Here is a 16,186-nt window from a genome sequence, read left to right as displayed (position 1 = left end):
GCAGGTGACACACCGGCAATGAGCACTTGTGATGCTTTCCACTCGAAGTCTGAGGGACGGCAGGTTCAGGGGAAGAGCGTCAGGAATGTCGCTGCCGAGGTCGCGCACAGCAGCGCCGCGATCGTGACGCCTGCATACGCGTGATCGGCGATCGGGGTCTCGCGTGCCTTGACCGACGATGTGCGTGTCGGGGTGCTGGCCTCTGTCACAAGTTGTCCCTCCGAAGACCCGTTACCGTCCCCGAGAACATTAGGGCCGCGAACGTTCACCCGAGACCCGCCGGCGACGTTCGAGGCCACAACGATGCTGTGGGTCACGAAACGATAACGGTCGCAAGTACTAGGTTTCAACTGCACGAACGGTGAAGCGCCGACGGCGCGACGCAGTGATGGGTAACGCGGATTCGCACGCATGTGCGACAATGGCGCGGTGAGTTCACAGACGAGGGCCGGCTTGAGTCCCGACGACCTGGAGTCGCTGTCCGCGGCACTCGCGGCCGGTAAGCGAGCCACGGTCTATCTGCGCGATGCGATGCCATCGCTGAACCTGGAGGCCGGCGCCTCGGCGCGAGTCGTGTCGATCGACGGTACGACAGTGACGGTGAGCCCGAGGGGCGTCGACGACCAGTTGCCCTTCGAAGCCGACGAACTGCGACGTAACCGACCGGCGGCCGCCACCACTGCGACCGCTGCGGTTCGTCGACGCACACCGGAACCGGCGCCCCCGAAGCCACAACCGACGTCGTCATCGAAAACAGATGTCGAGGAATCGAATTCCGCCCGCCCGTCCCGAAAGGCGCGTCCTACGACGGATGCCCCGCCGAGGGCGGCGGAGTCGGCGCCGGCGCCTGCGACGACGACCAGGTCGTCGCGAAAGGCCAAGGCGCCGACCGCGCCGACCACGGTCACCATCACCGCGGCAGGGGAGAGCACGTGGACGCTGTCGGTTGCGGTCGGAACCAGAAAGCTGGCAAAACCCGTCGAGATCACCGCCGACCGGGTGGCCCGGGCGATGCGGGAGCTCGATGACGAGACCGCGATCGCCGCGGTCGACGCCGTCATCGAATCGGCCAGAACGGCCGCGCAACGCCGCATCGACGAACTCAGTCAGGAACTCGAAGCCGCGCGGGCCGCGCTGGCCAACCTCGACGGGTCCGTCGACGACCAACGCGGCCTCGCTCGCTGAGGAGCACCCGGAGCTTGCGGAGGGCGACCCACCCTTGCTCCCTGAGGAGCGCCCGGAGCTTGCGGAGGGCGCGTCACGAAGGGGCCCGTCAGCCCTGTCGGTCCCGGAACCGGTACATCGCGCGAATGTCTCGCGTGATCGCTTTGTCCCGCTTGCTCCGCTTGCTCGCCTGTCGGGCGTCGCCCCGAGCGGCCGACCACTCACTCTCCCTCAGCAGCTTGCGATAGCGTTCCAGACGGCCGGCGTCGAGCCGGGCGTCCCGGATCGCCTCCTGTACGGCACATCTCGGCTCACTGCGGTGTTCGCAATCGCGAAACGCGCACTCACGAGCCAGCTCTTCGATGTCGGCGAACGTACGGCCGGCCGCCTCGGCGACATCCTGTACCCCGATCCCACGCAGACCAGGTGTGTCGATGAGTACCTTGCCTCCCGGCAGGAGCAGCAGCTCGCGGTGCGCCGTCGTGTGCCGCCCCTTTCCGTCGACCGCACGAATCTCATTGGCCGCCATCTGTTCACGACCGAGCAATGCGTTGGCCAGGCTCGACTTGCCGGCGCCGGACGAGCCCAACAGGACGGCGGTGCCGGTCATGGTGGACTCGAGGAGATCGACGCCTGCGCCGGTGATCGTGCTCGTCGTCACGATGTCGGCGCCCGGAGCGACCGCGGCGATCATCGCCTCACCCGGAAGAGGATCGTCGACCAGATCCGACTTGGTCAACGCGATGATCGGCCGGGTGCCGGCGTCGTAGGCCAACGTCAGCAGGCGCTCGATGCGACCGACATTCACCCTGTTCGCGACCGACACCGCGATGATCACCGTGTCGACGTTGGCGGCGAGTACCTGCCGTTCCGATGTCCGATCCGAACTCGCGCGCGCGATCGCCGTCCGGCGCGGCAACAGGTGCACGATCCGGGCCTGCCCGTCGTCTCGGCGCAGCACCACCCAATCGCCGGTGCACACGGACTGTTCGCGCTCCGCAGTGCGCCCGACACCGCGGATGGCGCGGACCGGACCTGATGCGGTGATGGTGTCGCACCCGCCGCGATCCACCCGCACGATGCGAGCTGGTAGCTCGTCGTCGGACGCGCGGTCGGTGTACAGGGTCGAGAAATGCTCGTCCCAGCCGAGAGCGGCGAGCTCGACGGGGAAGGACGAATTACTTGCAGAATTCACTGTTGGGGACTTTCGAGGAATGCCCGCGACCCCAGGTGTCATCCGACTCGCAGCTCAGTCGGTTGTGCGAGAACGGTGTTCGAGGATCAGTAACGGGCTGGAGGAACAGGGATGGTTCGGATGCTGACGATGCCAGCGATCTCGACGGCAACCATCGACTCACCTCCAGGTCTCGTGCTGCCCCCTCCGCACAGCGCGGCTCACGCTAACACCGTCCGGCGATGCCCACCACTCCTTTTTCTTCCGCGAGTTCGCGCTACCGGAGCCCCAACTCGACGCCCTGTGCGAGCACCTCACGACGCGAGGTCATACCCAGCTTCGCCAGGACCGCGGACACGTGATGGTCCGCGGTTTTCGACGAGATGTACAGCCGCTTGGCGATCTCCGAATTCGACAGTCCCTCCGCCACCAGGCGGGCGACCTCGAGTTGCCTGTTCGTCAGGCCACCGGGGTTCACGCGTGTCGTGGGCCGAGGGCGCTGCGGGACGGTGGCGCAACCCCGGTCGCGCATCAACGCACGCGCACGATCGGCGGTACCCGCGGCGCCGAGTCCGTCGAGCATCGTCACACCACGGGCTGGTTCGTCGGAATCCAACCAGCACATCGCCGATGCGAACGGATCACCCGCGTCCGACCACCAGCGCGCGGCATCGGCGTGCCGACCGTCGAGCGACAATCGGTACGGCGCCGCGATCGGCCCGGTCTGCGTCGACAACCCGAGCCTCGCACGCCAGACGGCGAGGCTCCCTGTGCCCCATTCTGTTCCGTCATCGTCGAGGGTGTGCGCCGCGGTGACCCGGGCGTCCTCGGTCCCGGTCATCCAACTGATCTCCGCCAGGGCGGTCAGGACCGCGAGCCGTCGGAGGGGTTCATCGATCTGGTTGGCGAGAATCCAGGCATTCTCGATCTCGTCGATGTCGAACGACGCGCCGCATCGGAGCGGCACCAGCACGGTGACCAGGAGCGGCCACAGCGTGGCGATCGGCATCCCGTCGGCGTCGATGACCGCCCCGGCGTCCTCGAGGGCTCCGTTCCAGTGTCCGCGGGTCAGATGCAGGCGACTCCGCACCGCGGTCTGCCAGTGGCGACAGATCTGGATGTCGCGCTCCACCGTGAACGGAAGACCCGCGTCGAGGATCCGGTCGGCGGCCCGGTACCTTCCCTGTTCGACATCGAGACTGGCCACCTGTGAATAGACGGTTGAGGCGAGTTCGTCGAAGCCGAGGGTGCGAGCGGTTTCCATGTGATCGAGAAGTCTTCTGCGAGAGTCGACTTCGCCGGTGGACAGCGCAGTCGAGTCCGAGACGACCTTGTTCCACAGCCGCAGTTCCTCGTCGGATGCCGACGCGGTGTCGGCCAGCAGGGACGCCGTTCCCGACACGTCGCCCCGCATGAACGCGAGAAACGCGCGGTGGATCTGGGCCTCGCTGTACACCGTCGACGCCCCTGTACCGTAGGCGATCTCCGCTGCACGGCCCAGGTGCGATTCCGCGCTCTGCCGGTGCGCGCTGTAGTACTCGTAGACCCCGACGGCCACATGTGCCGTGGCCAACCCGGTGTCGTCACCCAGTTCGGTCCACAACGGGAAGGTCTCGTTCACACTGGCTATCGCATCGCGCAGTCGGCTGACCATGTACTGCTCGTTGGCCAGAGCCAACAACAGTTCGGCACGCTCGCGAGCCGGAGCATTGACTTGGTGCTGCTTGGCGATCTCGTAGTACGCGACGGCCTCGGTGTGCGCTCCGCCGCGGATGGCGTCCTCGGCTGCGGCGCAGGCATGACGGACGGCGCGGTCGAAGTCCCGGGCGGCGACGGCGTGGTGGGTCAACACCGACGGGTGCACGGTGCCCAGCTGCTCGAGTGCGTCCAGCAGCTGCGCGTGCAGATGGGCCACCCCACCCGGCGGAATCGTGGATTCGATTGCCCGACGGGCCAATTCGTGTCGGAATAGGATGCCGTCGGGCCCCCATTCCAGAAGTCCCGTGTCGGCGAGACGCTGCAGAGTGGGGTAACCGATCCGCAGGACCGGCAGCGCGGTGTCCGACACCCGTTCCGGCGACGCCGCAATCAGTTGGAGGGCTTCGAAATCGGCCGCGCTGACCTTGGTCGTCCGCGCCAGGACCGCATCGCGCACCGACGACGGGATCGGCAGGTGGGGTTCGCGGGAGACCTCGGTCGCGAAGTAGGGGTTACCTCCGGTCGCGGCATGGACCCGCACGGGATCGAGACCCGTACCCTCGACCAGTTCCGCGATCGCCGCGACACTGAGCGGCGGCAGCTCGATCCGGAACACGCCCTCGGCGAGCAGGGCACGCGCCGCCGCCTGGGGCTCGAGCTCTCGATGCGTCAGGAGCAGGACGAGCGGCATCGACTCGATGCGTCGACACAGGAACCTCAGCACATCGGTCGACGCGGCGTCGACCCAGTGCAGATCCTCGACCACGAGAAGCGTCGGTGCAGCCCTCAGATGAGCGAACGCGGCTTCGCAGACGTCGGCGAGCATCATCGGTTGCAGACCGATGCCCAGGTCTTTGACGGGACCCAGTGGACGTGGTGTGTCGAGCGGATCGCACGCCACCCGCAGCACACGCACGTCCCGGGCGGTCGCACACACCTGCGCGATCAGCGTCGTCTTGCCTGCACCGCTCTCGCCGGCGACGGAGAAGGCCGAACCCACCGGCAACCGGTCAAATGCCGCGCTGATCTGCGACAACTGCTCGGTTCTCTCCAACAATCGCACCGTCCGAGTGTAGGCCGCCCGACGCTCGAATAGGTGGGTCTACCCATTCATGGGAAGGACGTTCGGCGAAAGATGGGAGGTCCTCACCGATGCCGTCCGTATGCCCGGTGACCGACTGTTGTGGTGCGCCGGTACCGACAAACGGTCACCGGCGGCCAGTCGTCCCACCACACAGAAATGGACAATCCGATGACGACATCTCTCTCACCAGACCTGGTATCGCTGCGGGAGAAGCAGCAGAAGGTTTGGAGCAGCGGCGATTACAACCGTATCGCCGCGCTGACCGTGCCGGTCAACGAAGCGACCGTGGTCGCGGCATCGGTCATCCCCGGCGAACGCGTTCTCGACGTCGCGACCGGCACCGGCCACTCCGCGCTCGCCGCTGCCCGCCAGGGTGGCGACGTCACCGCGATCGACTACGTGCCGGCACTACTCGACATCGCCCGGGGTCGGGCAGCCGCAGAACATCTCGACGTCGATTTCGTGGAAGCCCCGGCCGAGGTCCTGCCGTTCGGCAACGCCGCGTTCGACACCGGTATCTCGTCGATCGGCATCATGTTCGCCGCCGATCACGAGCAGGCCGCGCGCGAATTGACCCGAGTCGTCCGCCCAGGCGGAAGGATCGTGGTCACGAGTTGGACCGCAGACGGTTTCGTCGGTGGAATGCTCGCCGCGGTCGGCCGCCACGTGACGCCGCCGCCGGGCGCGCGTCCCGCCACCCGGTGGGGCGATCAGCAGTACGTCGCATCGCTGTTCGGCGATCGTGTGCACTCGGTCGATTCGCACACCGCCGTACTGACCGTTCGGTTCGTCGACGCCGCCGCTTTCGCGGACCTGTTCCTCGGCTACTACGGTCCGACGTTCTCCGCGGCGTCGAAGCTCGACGAGGGCGGCAAGCACGCACTGCGTGCCGATCTGATCTCCCTCGCCGAGTCTCGGCAGCAACCGGTCCCCGGCGGGATCTCCATCGACTGGGAGTACCGCGTCATCGAGGCGGTGCGGTCATGAGCGCGCCCCGGAGTCGTGGCAAGGCCATCGCTCGTCTCGGCGCGACCCTGTCGATCGCCGCGGCCATCGGCGTCGCCGCGCCGCTTGCGACGACGGCTTCGGCAGCACCCGCGCGCACACCGGGCGCGACGCTGACGATCGTCGACCAGAACATCACCGGTGCCGGCAAGAACCGCATCATCATCCAGGGCCTGTATCCGATGACACGAGCGGACGCGGTCGGATTCGTCACCCACCTCAACGATCGGGGTTGCGGTGGAATGCACTACATCGTGCTGGGCGACGACGGCCGGGAGCAGTACCTCTACGACCGGAACTTCCCGGGCACCTCGGTCGGGACCGAAGGGTTCCTCCGGGCTTCCGACCGCGGGCTCGAGTATCTCCGGGAGTTCGTCGTTCCGAGCTCGGTTCTCAACGAGGACCGGGACGGTGCCGACGAGGTGTTCACCCGGGTCCGTTTCACCGACGGCGACTGCCGGGCACGGGTCCAGACCACCAACGTGGTCGTCGGGCGGTTCTGACCCGACCCGCCGGCCCGACACCCGCCCACCCGGCCTGTGCCGGGTGGGCGGGTGTCGGATCAATTCAGCTCGGCAGCATCCACGTCGGTGTCGATACGCATGGCGGCCACCAGTTCTCGATAGAGCTCATCGGTGGCTAGCAGGCTCCGATGGTTGCCGACCGCCCGCACCCGACCGGCTTCGAGGACGACGATCTGGTCGGCGTCCATGATCGTCGAGAGCCGATGCGCGATGGTGACGACGGCTCCGCGAGTGGCCTGTCGACGGATGCCCTCGGCCACAGCCGCCTCGGTCAACCCGTCGAGTTGCGCGGTCACCTCGTCGAGCAGGAGGAGTTCTGGGTCGACGACCAGCGCGCGGGCGAGCGCGATGCGTTGCCGTTCCCCGCCCGACAGCGTTGACGTGGTCACGTCGGTGAGTAGGCCGTCGGGCATGGAACGGACACGCTCATCCATCCGTACGGCCGACAGGGCACGCCACACCTCGTCGTCTGTCGCCTCGGGCGCCGCGTAGACGAGGTTGTCGCGGACCGTTCCGGGGACCAGAGGGGTGTCCTGCTCCACGTAGGCGATGCGTGCTCGCAGGTCGTGGAGTGTCCAGTGGTCAAGCGGCCGGCCGTCGAGCACGATCTCGCCGCGATCCGGTCGTAGGAACTTCAGGAAGAGGGAGAAGATGGTCGTCTTCCCGGCACCCGACGGTCCGACGATGGCAGTGTGTCCGCGGCGCGGGATCGTCAGGTCGATGCCGTTGAGCGCAGCGGGGGAGTCTGGTGTGTACCGGTACAACACGTCGCGCAGTTCGAATGCGGACGCGGTCCGGTCGACACGAGCCGACGTGCGATTCGCCACCACCTCGTCGTCGGATTCGGTTCGCAGATCGGAGATCTCGGAGATCCGCGCAGCCGCGGCCAATCCCGACTGTAAGGCCGTGACACTCTGGGTGAGCAGCGAGACAGGCATCATCAGTTGGAATCCGTAGAGCAGGAAAGCGATCAGAGTACTGACGGCCATCGAACCGTCGGCGACGCGCCAGGCCCCGAACGCCAGGACGACCATCACCGCCAGATTGATCCCGGACCCGGTGATCGTCCAGGCCCATGCTTCGATACGCACGGCCCGGATTCCCTTGCTCGCCGACCGGTGCGCGAACTCGCCGATCCGGTCGGCTTCCCGCGCCTCGGCCCGACTCGCCTTGACGGTGCGGATCGATCGAAGGATCCCCTCCAACCGGCCACCCAGGAAACCGATCTCGGCCTGCGCGTCCTGCTGCGCTTTCGCCAGCCCCGGCATCAGTACGGCGGCGGCGATCCCCACCATGACCACGACGACCATCGTGGTCGCGAACAGCGGGAGGTCCAGAAACGCCATGAGTACCAGCGCGCCGACCATACCGACGAAACCGTTGACACCGTTGACGATGCTCGACGTCGTCGCTTCGCGGATCAGCAGGGTGTCGGACGTGACGCGCGCGACCATCTCGCCGCTCGACCTACGGGCGAGCTCGGGGACCTCGACGCGGAGCAGGTGACCGATCAGTCCGGTGCGGGTGGCGAGGATGATGCGTTCGGCCAGGGTCCCCAGCATGATCGTCTGGATCAGACCGATCACCGACCCGGCGACGAGCAACACGGCCAACACGGTGATCGGCGCCGCCAGAGATTCCGACACGGCAAGACCGTCGAGCACCCACTTCGTGACCAGCGGGGTCGCGAGTTCGGCAGCGGTGCCGAGCAACCCGAGGACGACGCCCACGGCAAGGACGCCCCGGTAGGGGCGTATGTAGTCCCAGAGGATCACGAGTTTGGCGCGCATGGGCATATCCGGGGTCTGCCCGGGATCGGCCGCGGTTGTCGAAGTCGTCATGGTGTGAGCCCTCCCGAGCGGAACATGCAAGCTCTACAATGACACATTGGTGTCCCATTTTAAATCAAGTGTGTTGCAGATACCCGAGTGTGGTGGATAGTCTCGGCCAGGTGAACGATGCGCCGGAACCGGCTGCCGTCTCGGGCGTGCGCCTGCGCACCCGACAGGCCATAGTGTCAGCCGCCATCGCGGCGTGGGCAACTGATTTCTCGACGTCCCTGGGCGACATCGCCGACCGGGCGGACGTCAGCCGGAGCACCTTGCACCGCCACTTCCCCGACCGTCAGTCTCTCGTCGATGCGGCGCTCGTCGAGGCGAGGGGCGTTCTCGAGCGGCAGGCGAGCGAAGCGGTCGACGGGTGCGAATCGGCTCGCACAGCACTCGAATCGCTGATGCGGGTGATCATCGGCATCGACGACGTCATCGTGTTCCTGTTCGCCGACCCACACCGGTTCGACGGCCACCCGGAGTGGGCTGAGGAAGAGGACCAGATGCTTCCGGAGATCCTTTCTCGGGCGCAGAAAGACGGTGCCATCGCCGATGATCTCGAAACGAGATGGCTGGCCGGGGTGTTCTATTCACTCTGTTTTGTCGGTGCGGTCTCGATCGCCGGCGGGGTGATGTCGCGTCGCCGCGCCGCCGATGTCGCCGTCCGGACGTTCTTCTCCGGAGTCGGTGCCGACTGAGAAGCCGACGCACGCGTGTGCTTTGGGTCGGATCAACACTTCTACCACCGATGAGTTTTGTATCGGGGTGGTGTCAGACCCTGCACCTACCACCGATCGGATGAGACATTGGGCAGCGTGAACGTACTGGCGTGCGTGGCCGCAGCGGTCGCCGCGTTCCTGGTGAGCGGTGTGTACTACGGCGTCGTGGGTGCACCCGCCGCGGCGGAAGTACACCGACCGGCCTGGGCGACGCCGGTTGTCGAACTCATCCGCAACGCAATGCTCGTACTCCTCGTCGCCGGTCTGGTCGCGCAACTCGATCCGGATGCCACCGGTGCACTTCTGCTCGCCGCGGGGCTGTTCCTCATCCCGTTGGTACTGTTCGCGGGCGCGGTCTTCCACGAGGGAACGGCCCTGTCCGCGGCAGCTGTACACCTCGGGGATTGGGCCCTGAAGCTGCTCATCCTCGTCCTGATCGTGTCGCTGTGGCGGTGACAGTGGAATCGCTGTGGACCGCACAATCCCCGTTCGCTACTCCGTGAGGAGGATCGGGTGACGGTTCATCGCCCTTCGGATCACAACCGTCCTGGCACGTGAGAACTCAGGCCGGCTCCAGGGCCCGCTTGGCCTTTTCCAGAGCGGCGAGCGTACGCAGCACCGAATCGCGCTTGGCGGTCAAGTCGCTCGCCTTGGCCTTGCCGCTCAGGCCGGGGTCCGCCTGCGCGACTGCCAGCCGTTGCTCGATCTCGGCGAGCTGCGCCAGCAAGGACTGCGCGCGGCTCATGAGCTCCTCATGGTCGGGTCGGGAGACGTCCGCAGGGCGGGCGCTTCCGGCCCCGACGTTCTTGGCTTTGCGAGCCGTTGTGCTGCCGTCCTTGTTTGTGGTGGTGGACGCGGATCGTGTGACACCGCGCTGGCCGGACCGGACGCGCGGTGGGGGCTGTGTGCGGGTCCGATTCAGCACTGCCCAGGCGTCACGGGCCGCCACCCGGTGTTCGCGTTCCTCTTCGTCGTCGGACGTCATCGACGCGCCCAAAGGTCGTAGCCCATAGAAACCGACGAACTCGCGGGCCGCCGCGATAGTTTGTTCTGCCTCGCGGCAGCGCCCGCACCGCGGTTCGCCGCGGAGTTCTGCGATGTCGTCGCTGGATGAGCACCACACGCAGGCGTGGGTAGTGGAGTCGGTCACGATGGCATCGGCAGCAGCGAAATTCACGGGTGAAAACACTACGGCACAATGTTTTTCATGCTGCGACCGGGCTTCGTCCAGCAGGCTCGGGCCGGGATCGCGCTGGTTGTCCCCGCGATGGACCACGTCCCGGCCTGCCGGATAACGGGCGCATTCGGTACACATCACGACGATGGGACGTCGGCAGACATCGCCGAGCTGTTGGAATCATTCCGACGAGCGTCCCGTTGGTGCCACCATGCGAGCAATCACTTATGACCGCTTCGGCGGTCCCGACGTCCTGGAACTGACCGACCTGCCCACGCCCAAAGTCGGACCCGACTCCGTGCTGGTGCGCGTCCGCGCCTCCAGTGTGAATCCCGTGGACTGGAAGGTTCGCGAGGGCTATCTCGCCGAGATCATGGACACCGTCTTCCCGGTGGTCCCGGGCTGGGACGTCGCGGGAGTGGTCGAGCAGGTCGGCCTGGACACACCTGAGTTCCAGGTCGGCGACGAAGTGTTCGGTTACGTCCGTAAGGACGTCGTCGGTGGGGAAGTGGCGGGCGGGACGTTCGCCGAGTTCGTCGCCGCCCCTGTGCGCACCCTGGCACACAAGCCGTCGAACTGGTCCTTCGAAGAGGCTGCGGCGCTCCCGCTGGCCGGTCTCACCGCTCTGCAGACCATCCGCCGGGCAGGAGTTAAGTCCGGAAACACCGTGCTGGTTCACGCCGCCGCGGGCGGAGTCGGATCGTTCGCCGTGCAGATCGCCCGGTCCCTGGGCGCACGCGTGATCGGGACGGCCTCGGAGTCGAACCACGACTATCTCCGCAGTCTGGGCGCCGAGCCCACGACGTATGGCGAGGGCCTCGCCGACCGGGTACTGGCACTCGAGCCGCAGGGTGTCGACGTCATCCTCGACTACGTGGGCGGCGACGCACTCGACTCGGTCGAGGACGTGTTGCGCGCCGGCGGCACGGTCGCCTCGATCACCGACGCGCGGGCGCGCGAGGAGTTCGGCGGCCACTACGTCTGGGTGCGTCCCGACGCCGCGGACCTTGCCGAACTCGCCCGACTCGCCGACGCAGGCGATCTCACGCCGGAGATCGCGGAGGTGTTCGATCTCGCTGATGCTTCCGACGCGCATGAGCGGAGCCAGTCCGGTCACGTGCGCGGCAAGGTCGTCATACGCGTCGCAAGCGAATGACCGCAGGGGAGATCTAGTCGAGGTTCGCCTCTGCACGCAGGTGCGTTCGTCCCCGCCGGGCGCTCGCAGTCGGTCCCGCGCAGAGGTTGTCGTCCAATACGACGGGCGGCTCGCGGTCACCGTGTGACCCACCGATCAGGGCATCTCCATCGTCTGGGCGCGACGAATCTCGTCCACAGCGCGGGTCACGTACTCCATCGGGTCGACATCGGCACGTGCCGTGAGGTCGGTGATGACCACCAGGGCAGCGGCGGTGGTCTCGGCGTCCAGTAGGCCGGCAGACGGCAGCGCATCGGGGTCGGCGGTGTCGCCCACTCCCAACGCGCCGGTCAGCACGAGGGCTACCGCTGTGGGACTGACGGCGGAAGTCCATGAGGCGGCGGCACGGCTGGTGCTGGTCATCACCTCGGACACATCATCGCCGGTCAGACCATCGGGGAACACGGTCTCGAGGAGTTCGCGCAGCATGAGCGCATGCACCTCCCGTGACTCGGGGTGCAACGCGAGAAGGTCGGTCGCGGCACCGAACGCCTCGGAGTCGTGGGCGCGCGCCGCGCGGATGGCTTCCCCGGTGGTCTGGGCGACCCTGTCCGCCACCGACGACCGGTCGGACCGTGACTCATTGTGCGGCATAGGAATTACCCTCCCTGTGGGTTCGGCAGCGAAAACTCACCGTCGGAACCGGTGGCGTTGGCGACTGCTGACGGCAGCAGTCGTTTGATTTCAACGGAATTCGGGTTCGTGTGCGGGCACACGCCCGGCGGACGGGGCGAACGGTGAACCAGACCGACCACAGGCATGGTAGGTCATCCTGGTCGCCGACTGTCACATCGCTCGACAGACTCCGGATGCTGTACTCCGACAAAGCCTGTCGGGTGGTTCGCCGCAACGCGCGGCCACACATGCGTTTCGTCACACGTGACGAAAGACAACATGCGGTCATGTTGACGACATAGGCAAGGAATCGGCCTAAGAGCGGCTAGCGTCGGGTTCGGCGGACAAGACGCCAAATTGTTCGTCACGCCTGTCGGCCGACTGGACGGCGCACGAGACGTCTGGATGTTCATCACGCCGGCCCGCTGCGCTGTAAAAGTAGGAACTCATCGGAACGTGAGGCAAGGTCGTTGCCGATGCGTTCGTCGGACGACGACATGGGTCGCGTCGCAGCTTCGAGGTTCAGCGGAGGTCCGGCACCTTGGCTGCTTAATTGGTAACGGGACGTGTTGATGTAGGGCGAGTAACTTAGCCCCGCGCGCGACCGGTCGTGTAAGGTCCGGCCGGGCCGTGGTGGGACACGGATCATTGGATGACGTCGCCGACGCGGTACACACAGCTAGCCGCAGCCCTACATTGGGGGAATGGCTAAAGACTGGAAAGATGAGGTCGCGCGAGCACGAGCTGCGCTTACTGTCGCGGCAATGCGTAGAACGTTGCTGACTTATAAAGAGCTCGGAACGGCGATCGGCATGAGTGGAGTCGAGCTACGCAATAGGTTGCCGCGCGTCCTCGACGCGTTGTCGGATGAGTGCAATCACGCGGGGGAGCCTTCCCTCGCAGCGCTGGTGGTGAATGCCGACACCGGCAAGCCAGGCGCGGATGGTCGGACGGGGTACGACCTTGGCACACTGAAGTCAGGAGGGTATTCGTCCACCACTCCAGCTGACACAGTCCCAACTAGAACTGTTCGATGTACGCCGAGAAGCACCGGCACGCCGAGGAGTTGTATATCCGACGTACTGCGGCTCAGCGCGGTGCACCTACACTCAGACGTGCCCTTTTATGTGTCGATGACAACGCCACGACGAACTACTTCGGCTGCACTGACGGCATACGCATGAGCAGCACTCTGACGCGTGGACGCACGCAGGTGACCCCGTACGGCCATCACCCTGATGAAACGACGAACGGTTGCGCCATCGCAGCACTATTCGCGGCACTCGCGGGAATTGTGCCGGCCGCGATCGTTCTCGCGTGGATTGCGATCCGCGAGACAGCACGACGACCGCACGAGCAAGGCTTCGGCTTAGCCGTCGCTGCCATCGTCATCGCTGTCGTTGAGATAGCGGTTGTGGTCGTGTTGCTATTCAGTGTTGGTCTGCCGTTTGGCGATTGGACGGCTCAGTAGCGTGCCCGTAACTCGTCGCGAAGGCTCGCGCGTCACCCTCACCGCGGACCCAGTCCACTTGCCCAAACCTGAAGAAACGACGAACCTTTGTGCCTGCCTCGCACTGTTCGCCGCGCTCCTGGGCCTGATCCCGGTCACTGTTGTGTTCGCGTTCATTGCGTTCTCCGAAGTCCAAAGACGGCCGTACGAACGCGGCGCTGGCATTGCGATCTCGGCGCTTCTCATCGCCATCGTGGAGATCATCGCAACCCTCATTGCGCTTCGACATTTCGGCCTTCCACCCTTCAACGGTTAGGGGTACGTGAGTGGCAACACTTATGTCACATCACCGTGAGAGGTGTTCTCCCCCTGCGTCATTCAGCCGGTAGCGAGACGTGTTGAAGTATGACGAGTAACAGGGGGCGGGCCTAGACAGGCTCAGTCCGTACGTTACGGACTAGAACCCGCCCAGTGTGAGTTCCAGCTGACAACGGACTCGGGAGCCAGGCGGCAACCACTGACGTGGCGCCACTCCAACCCAGGGTAGTGATCTTTGCTTAGCATCGGGGGAACGGTCAGAACCCAAAGGTGCTGACTCGCATCTGTTTTCACTCGTCCTTGTTCATCGCCGATTTTACGTTATGTCATCACTGCAGCTACCAGGACAGCCGATTGGCGGGGCCTTCGATGGCCGTCCCCGCCCAAGGCGATCTGACAGAGGGGGGTGCCCGGGCGACCTAGGCGGTTCTCGCGAGGAGTGGGCGAGATCTAAACGCTCTTCCGGATCTCAGTCGCCTCCTTCCTTCGTTGCTCCCCACGAGTCCGTTAGCTGAGCGTGTATAGCGATTGCCCGTTTGCGGCGTATGCAGTTTCGGCGTCTCTGGCGACCAGCGCGGTGACACTGCTGATGGTGCTGCGTTGTTCCCAGTGTGTGCCGTCTGGGCTGCGCCAGACGGTGTTGGCGGTGTCAATGCCCCAGAGCGTGCCATCGGGTGCGGCCGCCAGGAGGGCTAGGGCCGGCGCATCGGGGACGATTGTGAAGGTCTGGGCGTCGTCGGTGCTGTGTTGCAGCCCTGCGGGGGTGGTCGCCCAGACGCCGTGGTCGGTGATCGTGAGTGCTGCTGCGGCCAGGGACGCGCCGGTGTTCCAGCTTGTCCCGTCGTCGGTCGATACGAGCAGGCGGTTGATTCCGTCGAAGCCTACGAGTAGTTGTCCGTTGGTGGCGAGCGCGTGGAAGTCGATTTGGCCGGCCACCGATCTCGGTGTCCATGTCTGCCCGCCATCTTCGCTGGCGACGAGTCCCAGCGGGTTGGGTGCCGAGCTCCGCGGGCTGGGATGGCCGGAGGCGAAGAGCCGGTCAGAGCCGGGTACCCCGGTCAGTCCCATGAAGTCGTCGTCGGAGGCGCCGACCCGGCTGGTGGTTCCGTCTGCGGTGAGGGCGACTACGCCGGTGTGAGTTCCGGCGAGGATGGTGCCGTCGGCGCGGATGTGTAGGGCGTGGAGGTGGTCGAGTTCTGGGGTCAGTGTTGCGACTATCTCTGGTGAGGTTGCCGGCGGGGGTGGGGATGTGGGTTGTTCCTGGGTGGCACAACCGCTCAGCACAGTCAGCGTGGCGATGACTACGACCGCAACAGTGCGGATGGACAGGCTCGAGACAGGCAAGCGGCTAGGACTTTCGTGTGGATAGGGCCGTGTTCGGTGGTGGCGGCGCTGGATGGTGTGCTCGGTGTGGCGGCGAGACCGGGATCGAGGGTCGGTAGAGAGCCACCCTGGCCCTCTGGGGCGTCGTGGTCGTGGTCACGACTTCTGGATGGGGATGGAAGCCTGCGAAGGTTGTTGGCCGCAATGTCTTTGGAGGACGAGGGAGGCAAGGACGGTACCGAGGTGGTGACGCGCCCCGGCGAGGTCGCCGATCGCAGCGAGGTGGCGGACGAGACCGATGTGTGCGGCGAGGTGGCGGCGTCGGTTCGAGGTGACGCTGAAGTGATGGGCGCGGTGGAAGAACTGGTGGGCCGAGTATGGCGTGGGTGCCCGGTAGACGTCGCGCATGGCATGCAGATACTGACGACGGTGGTCGTCCGGGGGCGAGTGCGTCCCCCTCGGGTTCTCGGTCACAGCGCATCCCTCGAACTAGTACGCGCAGGCTGGGTCAACCCGCGTCATCTAACTACTATAGGGCCTAGTAATTGGCGGCGCGGTGGGTGCTGGAGTTGCGGCGTCACGGACGAGCCCCTGGGGCATACTGGCTGGTGGTGCAGGTGGCGGACCGCCGGGAAGGTGTATTGAGCGTGGGTCTCAGCGAGCACGACGGCGGCCGTCGAGGATCGAGGCGAACGATGGGTGAGCATCCATGAGTGCAGCGGTGGTGTTAGTTGTTGCCGCAGGTGTGCTGGGCTGGCTGTGGCCTCGATGGATGGTTCGGGTGCAGGGCCGTATCGATGCTCGTTGGGTGTTGGTGGCCTGGCCGGCCGCGCAGGTCGTGTTTGCGTTGTTGTGGGTGGGAGCTGTTGTGACGCTGGCGGTTCCCGGTCATTTCGGCATCCATTCGTTGT

At 65.9% G+C, this 16,186-nt stretch carries 16 protein-coding genes and 1 pseudogene; 9 read left to right on the top strand and 8 right to left on the bottom strand.

Annotation, left to right across the window (positions count from 1 at the left end; all coding sequences use genetic code 11):
• Window positions 1-65: 65 nt before the first annotated feature.
• Entirely contained in the window at window positions 66-209 is a 144-nt protein-coding gene (locus tag Q9R39_RS18610) for a hypothetical protein (RefSeq protein ID WP_156422431.1), read from the bottom strand.
• Between the two features lie 202 nt (window positions 210-411).
• Here Q9R39_RS18610 and Q9R39_RS18605 point away from each other — a divergent pair, with 202 nt between their 5' ends.
• Window positions 412-1,185, top strand: coding sequence for a DUF6319 family protein (locus tag Q9R39_RS18605; protein WP_137809401.1), 774 nt, complete (start codon window positions 412-414; stop codon window positions 1,183-1,185).
• 88 nt (window positions 1,186-1,273) lie between these two features.
• Here the strand turns inward: Q9R39_RS18605 and rsgA are convergent, their stop codons facing one another.
• Together rsgA and Q9R39_RS18595 are read right to left on the bottom strand one after the other, a co-directional pair.
• The gene (gene rsgA / locus Q9R39_RS18600) at window positions 1,274-2,359 is read right to left on the bottom strand and encodes a ribosome small subunit-dependent GTPase A (protein ID WP_311277951.1); all 1,086 of its coding nucleotides are present in this window, start codon (window positions 2,357-2,359) and stop codon (window positions 1,274-1,276) included.
• 256 nt (window positions 2,360-2,615) lie between these two features.
• Window positions 2,616-5,099 (bottom strand): AAA family ATPase, encoded by a 2,484-nt coding sequence (locus tag Q9R39_RS18595; RefSeq protein WP_311277950.1) that lies wholly within the window; start codon window positions 5,097-5,099, stop codon window positions 2,616-2,618.
• A 189-nt stretch (window positions 5,100-5,288) separates the two neighbouring features.
• Here Q9R39_RS18595 and Q9R39_RS18590 point away from each other — a divergent pair, with 189 nt between their 5' ends.
• Complete coding sequence (locus tag Q9R39_RS18590; protein WP_311277949.1) at window positions 5,289-6,107, top strand: methyltransferase domain-containing protein; 819 nt, start codon at window positions 5,289-5,291, stop codon at window positions 6,105-6,107.
• Window positions 6,104-6,628: a hypothetical protein gene (locus Q9R39_RS18585; RefSeq protein WP_265969028.1), complete on the top strand. Its 525-nt coding sequence runs from the start codon at window positions 6,104-6,106 to the stop codon at window positions 6,626-6,628. The genes Q9R39_RS18590 and Q9R39_RS18585 overlap by 4 nt, the downstream gene beginning before the upstream one ends.
• A gap of 59 nt (window positions 6,629-6,687) precedes the next feature.
• Here Q9R39_RS18585 and Q9R39_RS18580 read toward each other — a convergent pair whose 3' ends face one another.
• Window positions 6,688-8,490: an ABC transporter ATP-binding protein gene (locus Q9R39_RS18580; protein WP_311277948.1), complete on the bottom strand. Its 1,803-nt coding sequence runs from the start codon at window positions 8,488-8,490 to the stop codon at window positions 6,688-6,690.
• Window positions 8,491-8,600: 110 nt separating this feature from the next.
• Between Q9R39_RS18580 and Q9R39_RS18575 the strand changes: the two genes are divergently transcribed.
• On the top strand, window positions 8,601-9,176 hold the full coding sequence (locus Q9R39_RS18575; protein ID WP_226513380.1) for a TetR/AcrR family transcriptional regulator: 576 nt from the start codon (window positions 8,601-8,603) through the stop codon (window positions 9,174-9,176).
• A gap of 117 nt (window positions 9,177-9,293) precedes the next feature.
• Window positions 9,294-9,653 carry a hypothetical protein gene (locus Q9R39_RS18570; RefSeq protein WP_226513381.1) on the top strand — a complete coding sequence of 120 codons (360 nt, stop codon included), beginning with the start codon at window positions 9,294-9,296 and terminating at the stop codon, window positions 9,651-9,653.
• A gap of 106 nt (window positions 9,654-9,759) precedes the next feature.
• Here Q9R39_RS18570 and Q9R39_RS18565 read toward each other — a convergent pair whose 3' ends face one another.
• Entirely contained in the window at window positions 9,760-10,347 is a 588-nt protein-coding gene (locus Q9R39_RS18565) for a hypothetical protein (RefSeq protein ID WP_247452105.1), read from the bottom strand.
• Window positions 10,348-10,585: 238 nt separating this feature from the next.
• Here Q9R39_RS18565 and Q9R39_RS18560 point away from each other — a divergent pair, with 238 nt between their 5' ends.
• Window positions 10,586-11,530 (top strand): NADP-dependent oxidoreductase, encoded by a 945-nt coding sequence (locus Q9R39_RS18560; RefSeq protein WP_311277947.1) that lies wholly within the window; start codon window positions 10,586-10,588, stop codon window positions 11,528-11,530.
• Between the two features lie 135 nt (window positions 11,531-11,665).
• Here Q9R39_RS18560 and Q9R39_RS18555 read toward each other — a convergent pair whose 3' ends face one another.
• Window positions 11,666-12,163, bottom strand: a complete 498-nt coding sequence (locus tag Q9R39_RS18555) for a hypothetical protein (RefSeq protein WP_311277946.1) — start codon at window positions 12,161-12,163, stop codon at window positions 11,666-11,668.
• Window positions 12,164-13,217: 1,054 nt separating this feature from the next.
• Between Q9R39_RS18555 and Q9R39_RS18550 the strand changes: the two genes are divergently transcribed.
• A complete protein-coding gene (locus Q9R39_RS18550; protein ID WP_084811750.1) occupies window positions 13,218-13,655 on the top strand; it encodes a hypothetical protein in 438 nt (145 codons plus the stop codon).
• A 58-nt stretch (window positions 13,656-13,713) separates the two neighbouring features.
• Entirely contained in the window at window positions 13,714-13,950 is a 237-nt protein-coding gene (locus tag Q9R39_RS18545; RefSeq protein ID WP_074852728.1) for a hypothetical protein, read from the top strand.
• Between the two features lie 509 nt (window positions 13,951-14,459).
• On the opposite strand, the gene Q9R39_RS18540 is transcribed toward Q9R39_RS18545, so the two are convergent.
• Window positions 14,460-15,296 (bottom strand): F510_1955 family glycosylhydrolase, encoded by an 837-nt coding sequence (locus Q9R39_RS18540; protein WP_074848798.1) that lies wholly within the window; start codon window positions 15,294-15,296, stop codon window positions 14,460-14,462.
• Window positions 15,297-15,431: 135 nt separating this feature from the next.
• Entirely contained in the window at window positions 15,432-15,749 is a 318-nt protein-coding gene (locus Q9R39_RS18535; protein ID WP_058252957.1) for a hypothetical protein, read from the bottom strand.
• 235 nt (window positions 15,750-15,984) lie between these two features.
• Here Q9R39_RS18535 and Q9R39_RS18530 point away from each other — a divergent pair.
• A pseudogene (locus tag Q9R39_RS18530) lies at window positions 15,985-16,186 on the top strand (M56 family peptidase); the annotation flags it as partial.

Origin of the sequence: Gordonia sp. AC31, assembly GCF_031844505.1 — a bacterium.
GTDB classification, from domain to species: Bacteria; Actinomycetota; Actinomycetes; order Mycobacteriales; family Mycobacteriaceae; genus Gordonia; species Gordonia hongkongensis.
This window is presented reverse-complemented; position numbering and strand designations above follow the sequence as displayed.